Source organism: Actinocrispum wychmicini, assembly GCF_004345645.1.
Classification (GTDB): Bacteria; Actinomycetota; Actinomycetes; order Mycobacteriales; family Pseudonocardiaceae; genus Kibdelosporangium; species Kibdelosporangium wychmicini.
In genome coordinates, this window is the sequence record NZ_SLWS01000005.1 from 590576 (window position 1) to 609056 (window position 18481).

Annotated in this window: 18 protein-coding genes; 11 read left to right on the plus strand and 7 right to left on the minus strand. The window is 68.8% G+C overall.

The features are described 5' to 3' along the window. Positions 1-48 precede the first annotated feature (48 nt). Positions 49-819: an SGNH/GDSL hydrolase family protein gene (locus EV192_RS24745; protein WP_132119267.1), complete on the minus strand. Its 771-nt coding sequence runs from the start codon at positions 817-819 to the stop codon at positions 49-51. Between the two features lie 72 nt (positions 820-891). Next, complete coding sequence (locus EV192_RS24750) at positions 892-1803, minus strand: hypothetical protein (protein WP_132119269.1); 912 nt, start codon at positions 1801-1803, stop codon at positions 892-894. A gap of 107 nt (positions 1804-1910) precedes the next feature. Here EV192_RS24750 and EV192_RS24755 point away from each other — a divergent pair, with 107 nt between their 5' ends. From EV192_RS24755 to EV192_RS24775, 5 genes are all read left to right on the plus strand, one after another. Next, the gene (locus tag EV192_RS24755) at positions 1911-3128 is read left to right on the plus strand and encodes an amidohydrolase (RefSeq protein WP_132119271.1); all 1218 of its coding nucleotides are present in this window, start codon (positions 1911-1913) and stop codon (positions 3126-3128) included. A gap of 39 nt (positions 3129-3167) precedes the next feature. Further along, the gene (locus EV192_RS24760; protein WP_132119273.1) at positions 3168-4538 is read left to right on the plus strand and encodes a cystathionine beta-synthase; all 1371 of its coding nucleotides are present in this window, start codon (positions 3168-3170) and stop codon (positions 4536-4538) included. Positions 4539-4708: 170 nt separating this feature from the next. Beyond that, positions 4709-5857: a tetraspanin family protein gene (locus EV192_RS24765; RefSeq protein WP_132119275.1), complete on the plus strand. Its 1149-nt coding sequence runs from the start codon at positions 4709-4711 to the stop codon at positions 5855-5857. 196 nt (positions 5858-6053) lie between these two features. After that, positions 6054-6755 carry a hypothetical protein gene (locus tag EV192_RS24770; RefSeq protein ID WP_132119277.1) on the plus strand — a complete coding sequence of 234 codons (702 nt, stop codon included), beginning with the start codon at positions 6054-6056 and terminating at the stop codon, positions 6753-6755. A gap of 83 nt (positions 6756-6838) precedes the next feature. Continuing rightward, positions 6839-7996, plus strand: coding sequence for a cystathionine gamma-synthase (locus EV192_RS24775; protein WP_132119279.1), 1158 nt, complete (start codon positions 6839-6841; stop codon positions 7994-7996). Positions 7997-8038: 42 nt separating this feature from the next. Here the strand turns inward: EV192_RS24775 and EV192_RS24780 are convergent, their stop codons facing one another. Beyond that, positions 8039-8278: a hypothetical protein gene (locus tag EV192_RS24780; protein WP_132119281.1), complete on the minus strand. Its 240-nt coding sequence runs from the start codon at positions 8276-8278 to the stop codon at positions 8039-8041. Positions 8279-8410: 132 nt separating this feature from the next. After that, on the minus strand, positions 8411-9496 hold the full coding sequence (locus EV192_RS24785; RefSeq protein ID WP_132119283.1) for a family 1 glycosylhydrolase: 1086 nt from the start codon (positions 9494-9496) through the stop codon (positions 8411-8413). Positions 9497-9613: 117 nt separating this feature from the next. On the opposite strand from EV192_RS24785, the gene EV192_RS24790 reads away from it, so the two are divergent. Beyond that, on the plus strand, positions 9614-10957 hold the full coding sequence (locus EV192_RS24790) for an RNA polymerase sigma factor (protein ID WP_132119285.1): 1344 nt from the start codon (positions 9614-9616) through the stop codon (positions 10955-10957). A gap of 128 nt (positions 10958-11085) precedes the next feature. Here the strand turns inward: EV192_RS24790 and hppD are convergent, their stop codons facing one another. Then, positions 11086-12288: a 4-hydroxyphenylpyruvate dioxygenase gene (gene hppD, locus EV192_RS24795; protein WP_132119287.1), complete on the minus strand. Its 1203-nt coding sequence runs from the start codon at positions 12286-12288 to the stop codon at positions 11086-11088. Positions 12289-12499: 211 nt separating this feature from the next. On the opposite strand from hppD, the gene EV192_RS24800 reads away from it, so the two are divergent. Genes EV192_RS24800 through EV192_RS24810 form a run of 3 tightly spaced genes read left to right on the plus strand, consistent with a single transcriptional unit; the run spans position 12500 to position 16013 of the window. Beyond that, positions 12500-12994: a MarR family winged helix-turn-helix transcriptional regulator gene (locus EV192_RS24800; RefSeq protein ID WP_132119289.1), complete on the plus strand. Its 495-nt coding sequence runs from the start codon at positions 12500-12502 to the stop codon at positions 12992-12994. Then, positions 12991-15534: an MFS transporter gene (locus EV192_RS24805; RefSeq protein WP_132119291.1), complete on the plus strand. Its 2544-nt coding sequence runs from the start codon at positions 12991-12993 to the stop codon at positions 15532-15534. The genes EV192_RS24800 and EV192_RS24805 overlap by 4 nt, the downstream gene beginning before the upstream one ends. Beyond that, positions 15525-16013, plus strand: coding sequence for an Lrp/AsnC family transcriptional regulator (locus tag EV192_RS24810; protein WP_243727045.1), 489 nt, complete (start codon positions 15525-15527; stop codon positions 16011-16013). Before EV192_RS24805 ends, EV192_RS24810 begins: the two co-directional genes overlap by 10 nt. Positions 16014-16064: 51 nt before the next feature. Here EV192_RS24810 and greA read toward each other — a convergent pair whose 3' ends face one another. Both greA and EV192_RS24820 read right to left on the minus strand, forming a co-directional pair. Further along, on the minus strand, positions 16065-16562 hold the full coding sequence (greA, locus tag EV192_RS24815) for a transcription elongation factor GreA (protein ID WP_132119826.1): 498 nt from the start codon (positions 16560-16562) through the stop codon (positions 16065-16067). Positions 16563-16733: 171 nt separating this feature from the next. Next, positions 16734-17189 carry a DUF4307 domain-containing protein gene (locus tag EV192_RS24820; RefSeq protein ID WP_132119828.1) on the minus strand — a complete coding sequence of 152 codons (456 nt, stop codon included), beginning with the start codon at positions 17187-17189 and terminating at the stop codon, positions 16734-16736. 142 nt (positions 17190-17331) lie between these two features. On the opposite strand from EV192_RS24820, the gene mca reads away from it, so the two are divergent. Both mca and EV192_RS24830 read left to right on the plus strand, forming a co-directional pair. Continuing rightward, on the plus strand, positions 17332-18213 hold the full coding sequence (gene mca / locus EV192_RS24825) for a mycothiol conjugate amidase Mca (RefSeq protein WP_132119293.1): 882 nt from the start codon (positions 17332-17334) through the stop codon (positions 18211-18213). Continuing rightward, a complete protein-coding gene (locus EV192_RS24830) occupies positions 18210-18479 on the plus strand; it encodes a hypothetical protein (protein ID WP_132119295.1) in 270 nt (89 codons plus the stop codon). The genes mca and EV192_RS24830 overlap by 4 nt, the downstream gene beginning before the upstream one ends. The last annotated feature ends 2 nt before the right edge of the window (positions 18480-18481 follow it).

Sequence of the window (18481 nt, forward strand, 5' to 3'; positions counted from 1 at the left end):
GAGTTACTCGCCAGTAAGCTTCACACAGGGAAGCCGACCAACGCCACCTCAACGAAGCGCGGCACACAACGGCGCGAGCAAGATGTCCGCCGCGTGCCGGTAGCCGGCGCCGTTCGGATGGAACCGGTCCGGGCTGAACAGCTCCGAGTACCTCGTGTGGAACTCCGGCGACACCAGGTCCGCGATGGGCACCGCGACCCCGCCCGCCCGTTCGACCGCCTCCCGCTGCGCGCGGGCGAGCATCCGCCCCCAGTTACGCAGCACCCACCGCAACGGCTGCGGGACCGGCCGGATCGCGCCGAGGTCGGGGCACGTCCCCACGACCACCCGCGCACCCGTGTTACGCAGCCGCGCCACCTGGATCCGCAGCAGCGCGGCGGACGTCCGGACCCGCATCTTCCCGGTCACGTCGTTGCCGCCGATGATCAGCAGCACCAGGTCCGGTGGGTCGAGGACGGCCCTGTCCACTTGCGCCATCAGGGTTTTCGTGTTCGCCCCGACAACCGCGTACGTGGTCAGCCGCACGGGACGCCCGTACTCCTCCGCCAACCCGCGCGCCAACAACACGCCGGGCAACAGGTCTGTGCTCTCCGCGCCGAGGCCGGCCGCGACGGAATCGCCCAACACCGCGAACTTCAACGGGTTCACCCCGGGCGCCGGATGAAAGCCGTCCGCCTGGTGCGGGTCGTGGGTCGGCCGGCCGATCAACGACCTGGCCCGCTTGCCCTGCCCGCTCAACAGCCCGTACATCGCCCCGGACAGACCACCGACGGTGCCGACGGTCATGGCGGTGACACGAAGGGTACGCAAGACTCCCATGACCACCTCCCCCGGCGAACAGTGATCCAATTAAACACTGATCATGACAGGTGGCGCAGCCGGCATCGACCCCTAAATCGGGTCCCTTAGGGGCAGACCTTCGGACCGTGGGGTGGGTAACCGGAACGTCGGCAGCGGGTGGCGGGCCACGGCGACCTCCAACTCGAACGCGTGGATCCGGTCGATGTGGTGGGACAGCGTGACCTTGCTGAAGAACGGCAACGCGCCCGGCCCGGTGTAGGTCCCGATCGCGTACACGAACCTGGGTTCCCGGAACGGCACGAGCGGCCAGTTCGTCCGGTGCACGGCGGCCAGTTCCGTCCGGCAGTCCGGCCACTCCCGGTACCGCTTCGCGGTCGCGCTGCCACGCGCGAAGGACCGGCCGGTGAACACCAGGTCCATGTCCTCGGTCATCAGATCCGCGTGCCGGGCAAGGGAAACGAGCCGGGTCCGCTGCGCCAGTTCGGCGGTGACGTCCGGGATCCCGGCGAGCGCGCCTTCGAGGTGCTCCAGGTGTGCGCGGTCGACCAGGAACCAGCGGCCCTCGGCCAGCACGTAGAAGTCGCCGCGGTGGCGCAGTTCGTGCGCGTGGTCGGCTTGTTGCAGGCCGGTACGGATCCTGTCCTCGAGCGTGAGATCCAGTTGCGCCACCACGTTCGAGCCGGCCGGGACCGCGTGCAGGATGTCCAGCAACCGCACCTCCTCGCGGTACCGGGTGGCCAGGTAGCGGGAACGTAGCTCCGCCAACAGGTCCGGCACCGGCAGGTGGGTGTCGACGTGCACGATGTGCGACCCGGTCATGCCGCGCACCAGGCCGTCGTGCGCGAGCGCGCGGAACCATTCGTGGTCAAGGCCGATCGACGGCAGATAGCGCGAGTTGGCGGCGACCCGGATGCCGAAGTCCGGGACCAGCAGGTCCCGCCGCGGTGCGAGGCCTGTTTTGGCCGTCAGTGTTTCCTGCAACAGGTGCACGCTCAGTTTCATGCGCATCACCCCTTGTAGTCAAACCGTACGACGGGAACCGCCGGAGGTGAAGATCCAGAAGGGTGAAAGCGCTGGTACGTAAGGGTGCCCTGGGTAGGCTCGAGGTCATGACCGACGTACTGCGCGACTGGCATGCCGAACTCGGGCCGTGGCTGGCCGACTTCTACCGGGACCTGCATCGGCATCCGGAGCTGTCGCTGCGGGAGCATCGGACCGCCGGGAAGATCGCGGAAGCCGTCCAGGGCTTCGAGTTGACCACCGGTGTCGGCGGTACTGGCGTCGTCGGAGTGCTGCGCAACGGCGACGGGCCGACGGTCATGCTCAGGGCCGACATTGACGCGCTGCCAATGGCGGAGAAGACCGGACTTCCTTACGCCAGCACGGATCCCGAGGCGATGCACGCCTGTGGCCACGACATGCACGCGACCTGTCTCCTCGGCGCGGCGACGCTGCTGAACCGGGCAAGGGACACCTGGTCGGGCACGTTGCTCGTGGTGTTCCAGCCGGCCGAGGAGACCGCCCAGGGCGCTCGGGCGATGATCGCCGACGGCCTGTTCGAGCGGTTCGGCAAGCCGGACATCGTGCTGGGGCAGCACGTGGGCCCGCTGCCCGCCGGCATGGTCGGGTACGCCAGTGGACCCACGATGGCCGCGGTGGACGGGCTCAACGTGACCCTGCACGGCCGCGGCGGGCACGGTTCCCGACCACAGTCCACGGTCGACCCGGTCCTGATGGCCGCCCACGTGGTCACCCGGCTGCAGGGCATCGTCGCCCGGGAGGTGACACCGAGTGAGACCGCGGTGCTCACGGTCGGCAAGCTGCACGCCGGCACGAAGGACAACATCATCCCGGACACCGCCGAGTTGGGCGTCAACCTGCGCAGCTACTCCACGGAGACGCGGGACCTGATGCGGGCCGCGGTCGAGCGTGTCGTCCGCGCCGAGGCCGCGGCGAGCGGCGCGGTGAAGGAGCCGGAGTTCGACTGGTACATGTCCGCCCCCGTGGTGGTCAACGACCCCGAGGCGACCGCGACCACGGTGGCCGCCTTCACCGGGCACTTCGGCGCCGAGCGGATGTTGCCGATGCCCGTGGTCACCGGCAGCGAGGACGTGGGCATCTTCGGCGAGGCCGCGGGCGTGCCGACGGTGTTCTGGTTCTGGGGTGGCCTGGAACGCGACATGGTCCTGGCCGCGATCGCGAACAACACGATCAACTCGCTGCCCAGCAACCACACCAGCGACTTCGCCCCGCTGATCGAGCCGACGTTGCAGACCGGAGTGGAGGCGCTCGTCGTCGCCGCGCTGACCTGGCTGGGTAAGGGGTAGCCTGGCCGGGGTTCAGGGCGCCGGTTAAGGAGTTCCGCAGTGGAGTACGTCGAGCACGTCATCGATCTGATCGGCAACACGCCGCTGGTCAAGCTGAACGCGCTCACCGAGGGGCTGGCGCCGACCGTGCTGGCCAAGGTCGAGTACGTCAACCCCGGCGGCAGCGTGAAGGACCGGATCGCGGTCCGGATGATCGAGGCCGCGGAGAAGTCCGGCGAGCTGCTGCCTGGCGGCACGATCGTCGAGCCGACCAGCGGCAACACCGGCGTCGGCCTGGCCATGGTGGCCCAGCGCAGGGGCTACCGGTGTGTGTTCGTGTGCCCGGACAAGGTCAGCGAGGACAAGCGGAACGTGCTCAAGGCGTACGGCGCCGAGGTCGTGGTCTGCCCGACCGCGGTCGCGCCGGAGCACCCCGATTCGTACTACAACGTGTCTGACCGGCTGGTGCGGGAGATCGACGGCGCCTGGAAGCCCAACCAGTACGCCAACCAGCAGAACCCGCGCAGCCACTACGAGACCACCGGTCCCGAGCTGTGGCGCCAGACCGAGGGCCGGATCACCCACTTCGTCGCCGGTGTCGGCACCGGCGGCACGATCTCCGGCACCGGCCGCTACCTCAAGGAGATCTCCGGCGGGCGGGTGCGGATCGTCGGCGCGGACCCGGAGGGCTCGGTGTACTCCGGCGGCACCGGCCGCCCCTATCTGGTGGAAGGCGTCGGCGAGGACTTCTGGCCGGAGACCTACGACCGGGACATCTGCGACGAGGTGATCGAGATCTCCGACGCGGACTCGTTCACCACCACCCGGCGGCTGGCCCGCGAGGAGGCCCTGCTGGTCGGCGGTTCCTGCGGGATGGCCGCGGCCGCCGCCATCCAGTTGGCGCAGCGGTGCGGCCCGGACGACGTGATCGTCGTGCTGCTGCCGGACGGCGGCCGCGGCTACCTGTCGAAGGTGTTCAACGACCAGTGGATGGCGTCGTACGGGTTCCTGCCGCCCGAGCACTCCGGCGCGACCGTCGGCGACGTGCTGCGCCGCAAGAGCGGTGGGATCCCGCAGATGGTGCACGCGCACCCGACCGAGACGGTCGCGGACGCCGTGGCCTACCTGCGGGAGTTCTCGGTCAGCCAGATGCCGGTGGTGAGCGCCGAGCCGCCGGTGATGGCGGCCGAGGTGGTCGGCGCGGTGAACGAACGGGACCTGCTCGACGCGTTGTTCACGGGCAAGGCGGCTTTGGCCGACCGGCTCGACCGACACATGTCGCCGCCGCTGCCGACGATCGGCGCGGGTGAGCAGATCAACGTGGCGATGGCCGCACTGGCCGGCGCGGACGGCGCCCTCGTCCTCGTCGACGGCAAGCCCGCCGGGGTCGTGACCAGGCAGGACCTGCTCGGATACCTGGCCGGGAACTGACCGTCCGGGCGGACTATCGGGAAGGTCCGGACCATCAGAGGTGAGCTCACCGGGGTGGTTTCGGGCGAATCGAATGGCTATCGACTAGCGTTACCCCCGATCGCCTGCTGGGGGTGCGGCCCCGGTAGGGGTTGGAATGTCAAGGTCCAGGCCAAGGGAGTTGTTACCCAATGAGTGCTCCGCAGCCGCCGAACCAGCCATGGCAGGGCGGTCAGCCCCCGCAGGAGCCGGCCGGCCAGCAGGAACCCGAGCGGACCCAGATCCTGCAGCCCGGTCAGACACCGGGGCAACCGGTGCAGGACCAGGGCCCGGAGAGGACCCAGGTCGTCCAGCCCGGCCAGCAGCCGCCCATCGGTGGGCAGCCGCAGCAGGGTGAGGCGACCCAGATGGTCCCACCGGGCTCGATGCCGCCGCCGGCCCCGCAGTACGACCCACCCCCCAGTGCGTCCGACCCGCAGTCACCGCCCGGTGGCTTCCCGGGCGCGCCGCAGTACACCCAGCAGATCGGGCAGCCGCAGCAGTCCCAGTTCGGCCAGCAGCCGCCACAACAGCAGTACGGTCAGCAGCCGCCGCCGGGTTACGGCCCGCCGCCCGGCTACCAGCAGCAGGGTGGGTTCGCCCAGCAGCAGGGCTTCGGCCAGCCGCCGCAGTTCGGCGGCCAGGGCATCAACCCGCAGATGATCCAGTGGGGCATCGCCGGCGCGGCCGGGCTGTTCGGCCTGCTCGCGGCGATCCTCGCGCTGACCGACTTCGGCCTGGTCAGCGACTACAGCACCTACTACAGCGCGCGTGGGGAACTCGCGGGCAGGGTACCGGGTGTGAGTTCCGGGCCGAGCCCGGCGATCCTGTGGATCTCGGTGATCCTGGCCCTCCTCGGTGGCATCGCCGCCGTCGCCGGTGGTGTCTTCATCTACATGAAGAACAAGATGGGGGTCCTGGCCACCGCGGCCGGTGGCGCGGGCATGTTCGTCGGCGGCATCATCATCATGATCTCGTTCTCCGGCAGCGTGCTGGCGGCGACGTACTTCCTGATCGCGGGCCTGATCGTGGGCGCGCTGGGGGCGTTGGGCTACATCCCGGCGACCAAGCACTTCCTGGACCCGGGCGCGTCCGTGCTCGGCGGTGCGGGTGGAGCGCCCGGGTTCGCCCCGCCCGGGTACGGCCAGCAGGCGCCGCCTCCGGGCTACGGTCAGCAGCCGCCCCCCGGATACGGCCAGCAGCCGCCGCCTGGGTACGGCCAGCAGCCGCCTCCCGGCTACGGCCAGCCGCCGCAGCAGCCGCCGTACGGCGGTGGTCAGCAGCCACCGCAACAGTGGTGAGTGACGACTCGAACACGGGGCGCCCCGGCCGATTCGGCCGGGGCGCCCCTTTGTCCGCCCCGGTTGCCCGTTCGGGCTAAACGTGCTGGCCAGCGGCGGTAAGTCCGGGGGAAACCGACCCCTGATGTCCATCGTCTGGGTTACTGTGAGCACTCGAACAGAGCAGTCCACAAACCCGAGCGGTTGGGGGAAAGTCGTGAGCTATCCACAGCAGGGTGGTTACCCGCAGCAGCCATATTCCGGCGGCGGCCACCCCGCGGAAACGGGTGGCGGCACCAATCCCGCCACCGCGATCATCGCCGCGCTGCTCGCCCTCGCGGTGGCCGCCTTCGAGATCGTCTTCCTGGTCAAGACCCTGGACGGGGTCAAGCTCAGCTCCCTCGACGGCAAGTCGTGGGCGGTGATCGGGACCGACGCCGTCGCCGGGCTGCTCCTGCTGCTCGGCGCGATGTTGGCGTTCGGGCGGAAGGTCGCCGGCGCCGCGCTGATCATCATCGGCGCGATCCTGGCGGTTGCCGGGTTCTTCCTGTTCCCGCTGCTGGCCGGTGGCGGCGGTTCGGCGGTCAGCCTGTACCTGGAAGTCGCGTTCAAGTTCGTCGAGACCGCGACCACGTTCCAGGCGTTGACGTTGATCGTCGCGCCGTTGGCGTTCATCTTCGCGGTGATCCCGCCGACCATGCGACACCTGCGCGGTGGTGGCGGCGCCGACTCGTACGCGGCCGAGCAGTACCCGAACTCGGGCGGTTTCCAGCAGCAGGGCTACAACGCGCCGAACTCCGGTGGGTTCCCGCAGCAGGACTACCCGGGCTACCAGCCGCAGCAGGGCCAGGGCGGCTACCCACAGCAGGGGCAGCAAGGGCAGCAGGGCGGCTACCCGCCCCAGCAACAGGGGTGGTGACCCCTGGCGCGTGACAACGGCCACCGGCCGGGTGATCCATCCCAGGATGCGGTCGCCCGGCCGGTTCCACGTAGGCTTGTCGTATGTCAGAAGAGGACTCCCGGCTCGGTTTCGAGACCAGGGCAATCCACGTGGGACAACGGCCTGATCCCCGTACCGGATCGGTGATCCCGCCCATCTACGCGACCTCCACCTTCGCCCAGGACGGCGTCGGCGGGCTGCGGGAGGGCGGTTACGAGTACTCGCGTACGCGTAACCCCACGAGGACCGCGCTGGAGGAGTGTCTGGCCTCGTTGGAGGGCGGCCGGCACGCACAGGCGTTCCCGTCCGGCATGGCCGCGAGCGACGTGGCGATGCGGACGATGCTGCGTCCCGGCGACCACATCGTGATCCCGGACGACGCCTACGGCGGCACGTTCCGGTTGGTGGACAAGGTGTTGTCGCTGTGGGGCATCGAGCACACCCCGGTGCACCAGGCGGACCTGGCGGCGGTGCGCGCGGCCGTTCGCCCGAACACCAAGGTGATCTGGTGTGAGACGCCGACGAACCCGTTGCTGGCCGTCTCGGACGTCAGCGGACTGGCCGCGATCGCGGCGGAGGCGGGCGCGAAACTGGTGGTGGACAACACGTTCGCCACGCCGTACCTGCAGTCGCCGCTCGGCCTCGGCGCGGATGTGGTGCTGCACTCGACCACCAAGTACCTCGGTGGCCACTCCGACGTGGTCGGCGGCGCGCTGATCACCTCGGACGACGAACTGAACGACCAGTTCGCGTTCCTGCGCAACGCGGCGGGCGCGGTGCCCGGTCCGTTCGACGCCTGGCTGACGCTGCGCGGCGTGAAGACGTTGGCGGTCCGGATGGAGCGTCATTCGGACAACGCCGAACGAGTCGTGGAAGCCCTGCTCGGCCACCCGCGCGTGCAGCGCGTGTACTACCCGGGCCTGCTGGAACACCCGGGGCACGAGGTCGCCGCCAAGCAGATGCGCCGGTTCGGCGGCATGGTGTCGTTCACGGTGGCCGGCGGCGAGCAGGCGGCCCAGAACGTCACCGCCCGGACGAAGCTGTTCATCCTGGCCGAGTCGCTGGGCGGCGTCGAGTCGCTGATCGAGCACCCGCACAAGATGACGCACGCCAGCGTGGCAGGCTCGGAGCTGGAGGTGCCGGACAACCTGGTCCGGCTGTCGGTGGGCATCGAGGACGGCACCGACCTGGTACAGGACCTGCTGCAGGCGCTCAGCTGAACAAGGCGGAACGGCCCCCGGCGTCTCGTCGCCGGGGGCTTCTTACTGCTGGAACGAGGACGGCTGGTCGTGCGGGGCCTGGTCCTTGGCCGGGGCCGGCGGCAGCCGCTGCGGGTCGACACAGCCGCCGACCAGTTCGATGTAGCCGTCCCGCTGCACGTACTGGCCTGGGCTGACGCAGCCGGCGCTGGACGCGCTGAACACGGCCACCCCGGCCAGTGCCACGGCGGCGGTGAGCGCGCCGACCAGCGGCATCACCCCGGCTGCCCTGGTCACTGCCATTGGTCACTCGGTCTTTCGTCGACGACTACTCGTTGTTGCCGAGGATACCCGCAGGCCCGGGAGAATGTGTCGGCTCGGCCACAATGACAGGATTCCTTAAGCAACGCACCCGCCGATGTACCGGCGGAATGCTCAGCGCAGTGGCCGGTAGCCGGCGGGCAGGCCGCCGGCGGCGATGATCTCGCGGTACGCCGCCACGGCGTCGGTCGGCCTCCTCACCAGCTCCGGATCGGTCTCGACGTCCACTGTGTACAGTCCGAACCTCGGTCGGTAGCTGCCCCACTCGAAGTTGTCGGTCAGGCTCCAGTAGTTGAAGCCGATCACGTTCACACCTTCACTTCTGGCCCGCAGCACCCAGTAGACGTGGTCGCGCAGATGGTCGGACCTGGTGTACCCGTCCGCGCGGGGTCGGCCGTTGTCCGTGGGCATCCCGTTCTCCACCACGTACAGCGGCAGCTTGGGGAAGCGGCGGGCGTAGCCGCGCAACGCGTGGTAGATGCCCTTGGGTTCGGGGTCGATCCGCCAGAGCTCGCCGGCGGTGGCGTACACGGCGGTGAGGTTGCCGGGGCGCACGTCGTAGTAGTAGTCGATGCCGACGAAGTCAAGGGTGTCCGCGACCCAGGCGAGAAAGGCCAGGTCCGACCCGTGGCTGACCAGCGGCAGGTACGCGGTGTTGCTGGACACCATGGCGTCCGGGTCGTGCGAGTGGATCATCCGGTACGCGCGCCGGTGCGCCCGCACCAGCCGGACGGGCATCCTCGGGTCGAACGAGCCGAGCCGGATCTCCTGCGCCATATAGACGACGGGCTCGTTGAAGGTGATCCACATGCTGCCGTCGCCGGCGTACCGGCCGACCACTTTCTCGGCGTTCGCCAGCCAGTCGGCCAGCATCGTGGCCTGCCGCCAGCCGCCTGCCCACGCCGGGTACACCCAGTGGTCCAAGGTGATCATCGGCCGCATCCCGGCCGCGCGGACGCGGGACATCACGTCGTCGTAGAACGAGAAGTCCCACTTGCCGGGGGTCGGCTGGACGCGGGCCCACTCCACGCACCAGCGGAACACCCGCACGCCGAGGTCCGCGGCCAGCGCGATGTCCTCGGGGTACCGGTGCAGGAAGTCGACGGAGTCGCGGTAGCCGCTCGCGTGCCGGCTCCAGTTGCTGGCCGGCGCCGACCCCTCGGCCTGGTATCCCGACCCGGCCACACCCCACAGGAACATGAATCTGAGGCTACGGGGTGTGACTTCGGGTCACTCGACTGGTTGGTTCCTGACACGGACAGGGAAGAGTCGAGAATTTCTATGCTCCAGGACCCACTCTCGGCTGTCTTATGAGGCGTGACCACCGACTCCGAGACCTTGGCGCTGCTCTGCGTCACCCACCGCGCGCTGGTATTTCGGATCTGCCGCCGGATCCTGGGCAACGACGAGGACGCTGAGGACGCCACCCAGGAGGTCTTCGAACGGGCCGCCCGGTACCTGCAGGACAAGGAGGTCGAGAAGCCGTCGGCGTACCTGACCCAGGTCGCGCACAACACGGCGACCGATGTGTTGACGCGCAAGCTCAAACGGCTTGAGACCGCACCCCTGCCGGACGACCTCGTGCCCGCGCAGGCCACCGCGGGCGACGCGGAGGAACGGTTGGCGCTGCTCGCCGCCGAGCAACTCGCCGAGCAGATGCGGCCGTTCCTGACCGCGAAGCAGGACAAGCGCCTGCGGATCCGGATCGCCGCGGGTCTCGGCCGGATCTCCGACGCCGATGCCGCGGCTGCCTTGGGCATCAAGCAGTCGAGCCTGCAGGCCACCGACGGGCATATGTCCGTGGTGTTCACCGAAGCGGCGGTCGCGGCCCGGATGACGGCCGCGCCGACCTGCGACTTCGTGGCGCGGTTGGTGAGTGACGGGCCGCCGTCGAGGGTGATGTGGAAGCAGATCGAAGCGCACACGGAGAAGTGCGAGGCGTGCGCTGAACGGAAGGCGCGGGAGAAGCGCAAGGTCCGCGAGACCTTCGCCGCGATGCCGGGTTTCCTTGCCGTGCCGACGAAAGCGGGGGCGTTCGCGCTCAGGAAGGGGTTGATCGCGGCCGGTGTCGGTGCGGCCGCCTGCCTGACCGTCGCGGCGATCAACACCAGCCCGTTCTCCACGCCACTGCCACGGACCGATTACGTGGCACCGAAAACGTCAGTGTCCGCAGTGGCCGCGCCGCCCGTCACGTTGCCATCGTCGACGACACACGCTGTGGCGTCGGACGATCCGCCGGCCGCCAGACCCAGCGCGGCCCCCAGTCCGCGCCAGCCGAGCAACGTGCCCGCCGCGCCGCCGGTCCCCTCGGCACCGGCGCCCCGAGCGGACACGCCGTTGGCGATCACCGCCGGGCCGGACGCGATCGAGCACGCCACCATCAGCACCACCGCGTGCGCCGGCCCGACCACATCGGCGATCCGGGTCGGGATCACGTCGTCGCACGATCTCGCCCTGGTCCGGCTTGCCATGCAGCTCAACGGAAAGACGCAGACCGTGCCGATGCGGAACACAGGCGGGTCGACGTGGGTCGGCACAGTGGGGCCGTACCAGGCGGGCACGCCCGGCGGTCCGATCCGGATCGCCGTGGTGGCGATCGACCGGGGTGGCAGCGCCGCGGAGCGGTACGTCGGCACGGTCGTACTTCGGCCGTGCGGCTAGGAACGTGGGGGTGGCTGCTAGGGGCAGCAACCACCCCCACCCCTCATATTCGAGGGACCGCCGTGCAGGCAGCGGCGTTCATGCCCACAATCAGAGACTGCCTCGGCTGTATCGATGGCGCCTCGACGCTAAAGATTGCCTCGGCGCTCTTGTTCCCGCTCAATGGCCTCGAAAAGGGCCTTGAAGTTGCCCTTGCCGAAGCCGAGTGAGCCGTGCCGCTCGATCAGTTCGTAGAACACGGTCGGGCGGTCACCGATCGGCTTGGTGAAGATCTGCAGCAGGTAGCCGTCCTCGTCCCGGTCGACCAGGATGCGGTGCTCCTTGAGCACCTCGATCGGGACGCGCACCTCACCGATCCGGGCCCGCAGCTCGGGGTCGTCGTAGTACGAGTCCGGGGTCTCCAGGAACTCGACCCCGGCCGCGGCCATCACGTTCACCGTGGCGATGATGTCGTTGGTGGCCAGCGCGATGTGCTGCACGCCGGCACCTTCGTAGAACTCCAGATACTCGTCGATCTGCGACTTCTTCTTCGCGATGGCCGGCTCGTTGAGCGGGAACTTGACCCGGTGGTTGCCGTTGGACACCACTTTGGACATCAGAGCCGAGTAGTCGGTGGCGATGTCGTCGCCGACGAACTCCGCCATGTTCACGAAGCCCATCACGCGGTTGTACCACTCGACCCAGTAGTCCATCTTGCCGAGCTCGACGTTGCCCACGCAGTGGTCGACCGCCTGGAACAGCCGTTTCGGCGCGCCTTCGGGGCGTTTGACCGAGCCCTCACGTGCCTCGTACCCCGGGAGGTACGGGCCGGAGTAGCGGGAGCGGTCGACGAGCGTGTGGCGGGTTTCGCCGTACGTCGCGATGGCCGCCAGCCGGACGGTTCCGTGTTCGTCGGAAACGTCGTGCGGCTCCTCCAACACCGTCGCGCCCTGAGCGCGTGCGTGCTCGACGCACTTGTCGACGTCGCCGACTTCCAGCGCGATGTCCACCACGCCGTCGCCGTGCCTGCGGTGGTGGTCAAGCAGCGGGCCGTCAATGGCGACGCCGCCGTTGATCACGAACCGGGCCGAGCCGGACTTGAGCACGAACGACTTGCGATCCCGGCGGCCGGTCTCCGGTCCGGAGTACGCGACCAGGCTCATCCCGAACGCGGCCTGGTAGAACCACGCGGTCTGAGTGGCGTTGCCCACGACGAACACGACGGCGTCCATGGACTTGACCGGGAACGGGTCCTTGGCCGAGTCGTACTCGACCAGTCCCACCAGCTGCTTGAGCTGGTCAAAGCTCACGTCATCCAGCTGTGACTCGGGGCGGGGAAGGATGTCGGTCATAGTCGCCAGGATTGACCGGTAGCGCATGTTGAGCAACAGTCGACTGATTCACTGTACAGATTGTATGGCAACGATCCGAACTTATCCGATATTTTGTGCAACAAGCTCATTGTCACCCTTTCTCAACTTGCATAGCGCGCAAAAAAAGCCGATGCTTGGGTCAGGCAACTAGTTGTAACAACCAACAATCTTTTGGCGGAGAGTGCAGGTCATGGCCGGCCACACACCGAATGTCACGGCACAGGACTCCGAGCTGGCCATCGCCGAGGAACTCGGCTACCAGCTGATCCGCCTGGTGAACATGACCAGCCGGGCCAAGGCACATCTCGCCGGCGTGACGACGGACGGGATCGAGCGGGCGGCGTACGCGTTGCTCGCCCATCTGGTGCGGGTGGGGCCGCAGCGGACCACGGCGTTGGCCGACGCCGTGCACTCCGACACGTCCACTGTCAGCCGTCAGGTCAGCGCGCTCGTCCAGCACGGTCTGGTCGAGCGCACGGCCGACCCGGAGGACGGCCGGGCGTGCCTGCTCGTCGCCACCGACACCGGCCGCCGTACGTTCGACCGCGCCAAGGCCGAGCGGACCGGGTACATCGCGAAGCTGCTGGCCGACTGGTCTCAGACCGACCAGCGCACCCTCGTGATGCTGCTGGACCGCTTCAACGACAACTTTGAGAACCATCACCCACTGGGGGCATCCCGATGACCGAAACCGCCGCCGTCGCCGCGGCGCCGACGATGGCTCCGCCCGGGGGACGGCTGAGCCACCGGCAGATCCTGGTGATCCTGTCCGGACTGATGCTGGGCATGTTCCTGGCCGCGCTGGACCAGACCATCGTCGGTACCTCGATCCGGACGATCGCCGACAACCTCAAGGGCCTGGACCTGCAGGCCTGGGCGACCACCGCCTATCTGATCACCTCGACGATCGCGACGCCGATCTACGGCAAGCTGTCGGACATCTACGGCCGCAAGCCGTTCTACCTGCTGGCCATCACGCTGTTCATCGTCGGCTCGCTGGCCTGCACGTTCTCGCAGACCATGTACCAGCTGGCCGCTTTCCGTGCCCTGCAGGGACTGGGCGCCGGCGGTCTGATGTCGCTGGCGTTCACCATCATCGCCGACATCGTGTCGCCCCGGGAACGCGCCAAGTACCAGGGCTACTTCATGGCCGTGTTCGGCACGTCCAGCGTGCTGGGCCCGGTCCTGGGCGGCTACCTGGCCGGCCAGACGACGATCTGGTTCACCGACGGCTGGCGCTGGGTCTTCCTGGTGAACGTGCCGATCGGCATCATCGCGCTGTTCGTGGTGGCCCGCGTGCTGAACGTCCCGCACGAGCGGCACGACCACAAGATCGACTGGTGGGGCGCGGTCACCCTGGTGGTCGGCGTGGTGCCGCTGCTGCTCGTCGCCGAGCAGGGCCGGGAATGGGGCTGGGGCTCGGACAAGGCACTGCTCTGCTACGGCATCGGCGCGGTCGGGCTCGTGCTCTTCTGTCTGGTCGAGGCGAAGATGAAGGACGCCGCGCTGATCCCGTTGCGGCTGTTCCGGAACTCCACGTTCTCGATGGTGATCGTGGCCGGGGTGATCCTGGGTGTCGGCATGTTCGGCGGGATCACGATGGTGCCGCAGTACCTGCAGATCGTGAAGGGACAGACGCCGACCGAGGCCGGCCTGGCGATGGTGCCGATGATGCTCGGCATCATGATCGCGGCGGCGGTGTCCGGCCAGATCACCTCGCGGACCGGCCGGTACAAGATCTTCCCGATCATCGGCGCGGTGTTCCTGGCCGGCGGCATGGCCCTGTTCCACACCGTCGGAGTGGACAGTCCACTGTGGCAGCCCATGGTCTACATGGGAGTGTTCGGTCTCGGTCTCGGCCTGTCCATGCAGACCCTGACGATCGCGGCGCAGAACGCCGCGCCACAGCGGGACATGGGCGTGTCGACCGCGTCGGCCACGTTCTTCCGGCAGATGGGTGGCACGCTCGGGGTCGCGGTCTTCCTGTCGGTGCTGTTCAGCACGGTCGGCGACAACATCAAGGACGCGTTCACCCGGATCGTGCCGACGCCGGAGTTCCAGGCGGCGATCAACGACCCGGCGGTCCGCGCCGATCCCAACAACGCGCAGGTGTTCCAGGCGTTGCAGAGCGGTGGTGGCGCCGGCAGCGCCCTGCAGGACTCGTCGTTCCTGCAGCGGGCCGACCCGCGACTGGCCAGGCCGTTCCTTGAGGGCTTCACCACGTCCATCCAGCTGGTGTTCCTGATCGCCTTGGGCGTGATGGTCCTGGCGTTCGTGGTCTCCTTGTTCATCAAGGAGATTCCGCTGCGGACGGGCGCGCCGGCGGCCGCGATGATCGAGGGCGGCGAGGCGTTGGTGCCCGACGAGCCCCTGCCGGCCGGCGGCAGGCATGTCCGTTCGGACGAGGACCCAGCGGAGATTACTGGACCGATTCCGGTAACCGGGGCGCTCCCGGTGACCGGGGCGATGATCCACGGGCTGGTGCAGCAAGGCGACGGCGCGGCCATCGGCGACGCGGCGCTGACGTTGATCGACCAGGACGGCCAGCAGGTCGCGCACGGCAACGCCGACGCGGCCGGCCGCTACCACCTGCAGGCGCCGGGCGCCGGGGCGTACGTGCTGATCGCGTCCGCACCGGGTCACCACCCGCACGCGTCCTCGCTGCGGATGGACTCCCAGCCGGTCATGGTCGACGTGACCCTGCCCGGTGCCGGTGAGGTCGCCGGCACGATCTCAGCGGCGGACACGGGCGTCCCGCTGGTTTCGGCGACCGTGACGTTGACCGACCGCTCCGGCCAGGTGATCACCTCGCACACCAGCGGCCCCGACGGCACATACCGGTTCGCGAGCGTCGGCGCGGGCGCGTACACCCTCGTGGTGAGCGTGGAAGGCTTCCGGCCGACCGCGATTCCGCTGGCGGTGCCCGAGGTGGGCGAGGTCCGCCAGGACGTTCCGCTGGCGAGCGGCAGCCAGATCAGCGGGGTGGCCCGCAACCATCGGGGCAACGCCATCGCCGAGGCCAGGATCACCGTGGTCGACGAGCACGGCGAAGTGGTGACCGTGACCATGACCGACGATGAAGGCCGGTTCAAGGTCCCGGACCTGACTGAGGGCGAGTACACCGTGATCGCCAGCGGCTACGCGCCCACGGTCGACCACGTGAAGCTCGGCGACGGCGAGCACGCAGTGCACGACGTGACCCTAGGGTTCGAGGAGTGGAAGTAACCTCGACCCCTGATCCGATCGACGACCTGGACGCCCGGCTGCTGCTCCTGCTCACCGACGAGCCGCGGCTGGGTGTCCTGGAGTGTTCCCGCCGGCTGGGGGTGGCTCGCGGGACCGTGCAGGCCCGGCTGGATCGGCTGGACCGGATCGGCGTGCTGACCGGTTTCCCGCCGGCCCTTGACCTGGCGGCGATGGGCTACGGCCTGACCGCCTTCGCCACCCTGGAGATCGCCCAGGGCCGACGTGGCCTGGTCACCGAAGGGCTGACGGCCATCGACGAGGTCTGCGAGGTGCACGCCACCACCGGCTCGGGCGACCTGATGGTGCGGATGGTCGCCAAGTCCAACGCGGACCTGCAGCGGGTGATCGACGAAGTGGTGAACGTCCCCGGCGTGCAGCGGATGTCCACGTCGATAGCGCTCTCGACCCCGATTCCACCCAGGTTCCGTCCGTTGCTGGAACGGGTCACCCAGGGCTAGCGCGCGCGTCTCGGTGGGTGGGAGCGACGGTCGCCGCTCCCACCCACCGGGTCAGACGTTGAAGGGGACGGCCTTGATCAGGGTGACCTTCTGGGTCGCGCCGCTGGGCAGTTCGTACTGGCGGGTCTCGCCTTCCTTGGCGCCGAGCAGGGCGCGGCCGAGCGGGGATTCGGGGGAGTAGACCTCCAGGTCGCCCTCGGCGCCTTCCTCACGGGTGGCCAGCAGGAACCGCTCTTCGTCGTTGTCACCGTCGTAACGGATCGTGAGCACCTTGCCGGGCTCGGCCAGGCCGTCGTTCGCGGGCGCCTCGCCCACCTTCGCGTTGCGCAGCAGTTCCTGCAGGTGGCGGATCCGGGCCTCGGCTTGGCCCTGCTCCTCGCGGGCCGCGTGGTAGCCGCCGTTCTCCTTCAGGTCGCCTTCTTCCCGGCTCGCGTTGATCTTCGCGGCGATGACCGGGCGGTTCTCAATCGCCTCGTCAAGCTCCTGCTTGAGGCGGTTGTAGGCATCCTGGGTCAGCCAGGTCACCTTGGTATCGCTCACGGTCACCAACTCCTCGTCACCTTCCGGGCCCACAGGCTTGCGGGCCGGCTTTTCCGGCACCCTGAGGTCCCGGAACGGCAAAACACGGCCCGCCAGGGGCCGTGCCGGTGTACGAGGATAACACGATCCGTAGTGATCATGTGTCCACTTCGTCTTATTTGCCGATATCAGGCTTGGGTTTCACTCCGTTGGCGGCGCCCCCGTCGACAGATATGGTGGCACCTGGTAAGTGCACCCGAAGACGTCCGCGGTGACCGGTTCGCCCGAGCTTCTGATGACCGCGGAAATCCTGGTCGAGCTCCCACCAGGTGGGATGAAGACCTCCCGCCTGCCGCCCTCCGTGCCGTCCCGCATCACCGCTCGGACCACGCATTCGGCGGGTTTTCCCGGCGAGTCGCGGGTCACGTCGAACGTGATCTTGATCGACGTCGCGTCCAGCGGGCTGTAGCCGGTGCGCTCGGCGTCGATCGGCGGGCTGCCGAGGTTCACGTACCCGAGGTACGCGATCCCGCAGCCGAACAGGACGCCCACCCCGGCGATCACCCACCGGCGGACCCGGCCGCCAGGTCTCGGCCGGGCCGAGCCGTAGCGGCCCGCCGGCAGCTCACGGCCGGTTGCGTCGGCGCGGGTGTCCACGGTCAACGGGTCTCCCGATCGGAAGTGTCGGACCCACCGGGAACAATGTGGGCCTCGTACTCGCTGAGTATCCGTGGACAGGTCCTGCGCCGTGACGTGGGGGTGCGCGGACCCACATTCTCAAGGGAGGGCCACGAAGGTCATGGTGGAGAAACTGCGGCTGATGGCGGTGCACGCACACCCGGACGACGAGTCCAGCAAGGGTGCGGCGACCATGGCGAAGTACGTGGCCGAAGGTCACGACGTGATGGTTGTCACGCTGACCGGGGGAGAGCGCGGCAGCATCCTCAACCCGGCGATGGACCGGCCGGACGTGCTGGAGAACATGACCGAGTTGCGCCGCGAGGAGATGGCCGAGGCCGCGAAGATCCTCGGCGTCCAGCACCGCTGGCTCGGCTACGTCGACTCGGGCCTGCCCGAGGGCGATCCGCTGCCGCCGCTGCCCGAGGGCTGCTTCGCACTGGTCCCGCTGGAAGAATCGACCGAGAAGCTGGTCGAGGTGATCCGGGACTTCAAACCGCACGTGATCGTCACGTACGACGAGAACGGCGGCTACCCGCACCCCGACCACATCCGTTGCCACGAGGTGTCGGTGGCGGCGTTCGACAGTGCGGGCGATCCCGAGCGCTTCCCCGACGCGGGCGACCCCTGGAGTCCGCTGAAGCTGTACTACACCCATGGCTTCTCCCGGAAGCGCCTGGTGGTGACGCACGAGGCCCTGGAGGCGCGCGGCATGGAGTCGCCGTTCAAGGAGTGGCTGTCGAGGTGGGACGAGGGCAAGGGGGACGTGGCCGACCGGGTGACGTCGCGGATCGAGTGCGGGGAGTATTTTCCAGTGCGGGACGACGCGCTGCGGGCCCACGCCACCCAGATCGATCCGAACAGCCGCTGGTTCTTCATCCCGCTGGAGCTGCAGCAGGAGATCTGGCCGTGGGAGGACTACGAGCTGGCGCGCTCGCTCGTGGACACCACGCTGCCGGAGGATGACCTGTTCGCCGGCATCAGGGAGAAGGTGAATGTATGACCACTGTCGCGATGGTGGCGCAACCCACGCCACCGCCAGGACCGGACGACCCGGGCGGCCGGGGCGAGGACTTCGGCAAGTCCTCCCCGGTGGGCCTGCTGGTGCTGCTGGTGTTCCTGGTCGCGGTGGTGTTCCTGGCCCGTTCGATGACCAAGCACCTCAAGCGGGTGCCGGCGAGCTTCGACCCGCCCGAGGAGGAGACCGAGACCCCGGCCGAGGAGAGGCCCGCCGACCCCAAGCCGGAGGCACGCAACGGCGCTGAGTGAGC

Excerpts from the sequence above, each read along its gene's own strand:
- EV192_RS24745 (WP_132119267.1), bottom strand. The coding sequence starts at position 819 with ATGGGAGTCTTGCGTACCCTTCGTGTCACCGCCATGACCGTCGGCACC.
- EV192_RS24750 (WP_132119269.1), bottom strand. The coding sequence starts at position 1,803 with ATGAAACTGAGCGTGCACCTGTTGCAGGAAACACTGACGGCCAAAACA.
- EV192_RS24755 (WP_132119271.1), top strand. The coding sequence starts at position 1,911 with ATGACCGACGTACTGCGCGACTGGCATGCCGAACTCGGGCCGTGGCTG.
- EV192_RS24765 (WP_132119275.1), top strand. The coding sequence starts at position 4,709 with ATGAGTGCTCCGCAGCCGCCGAACCAGCCATGGCAGGGCGGTCAGCCC.
- EV192_RS24775 (WP_132119279.1), top strand. The coding sequence starts at position 6,839 with ATGTCAGAAGAGGACTCCCGGCTCGGTTTCGAGACCAGGGCAATCCAC.
- EV192_RS24780 (WP_132119281.1), bottom strand. The coding sequence starts at position 8,278 with ATGGCAGTGACCAGGGCAGCCGGGGTGATGCCGCTGGTCGGCGCGCTC.
- EV192_RS24785 (WP_132119283.1), bottom strand. The coding sequence starts at position 9,496 with ATGTTCCTGTGGGGTGTGGCCGGGTCGGGATACCAGGCCGAGGGGTCG.
- hppD (WP_132119287.1), bottom strand. The coding sequence starts at position 12,288 with ATGACCGACATCCTTCCCCGCCCCGAGTCACAGCTGGATGACGTGAGC.
- EV192_RS24800 (WP_132119289.1), top strand. The coding sequence starts at position 12,500 with ATGGCCGGCCACACACCGAATGTCACGGCACAGGACTCCGAGCTGGCC.
- EV192_RS24805 (WP_132119291.1), top strand. The coding sequence starts at position 12,991 with ATGACCGAAACCGCCGCCGTCGCCGCGGCGCCGACGATGGCTCCGCCC.
- mca (WP_132119293.1), top strand. The coding sequence starts at position 17,332 with ATGGTGGAGAAACTGCGGCTGATGGCGGTGCACGCACACCCGGACGAC.
- EV192_RS24830 (WP_132119295.1), top strand. The coding sequence starts at position 18,210 with ATGACCACTGTCGCGATGGTGGCGCAACCCACGCCACCGCCAGGACCG.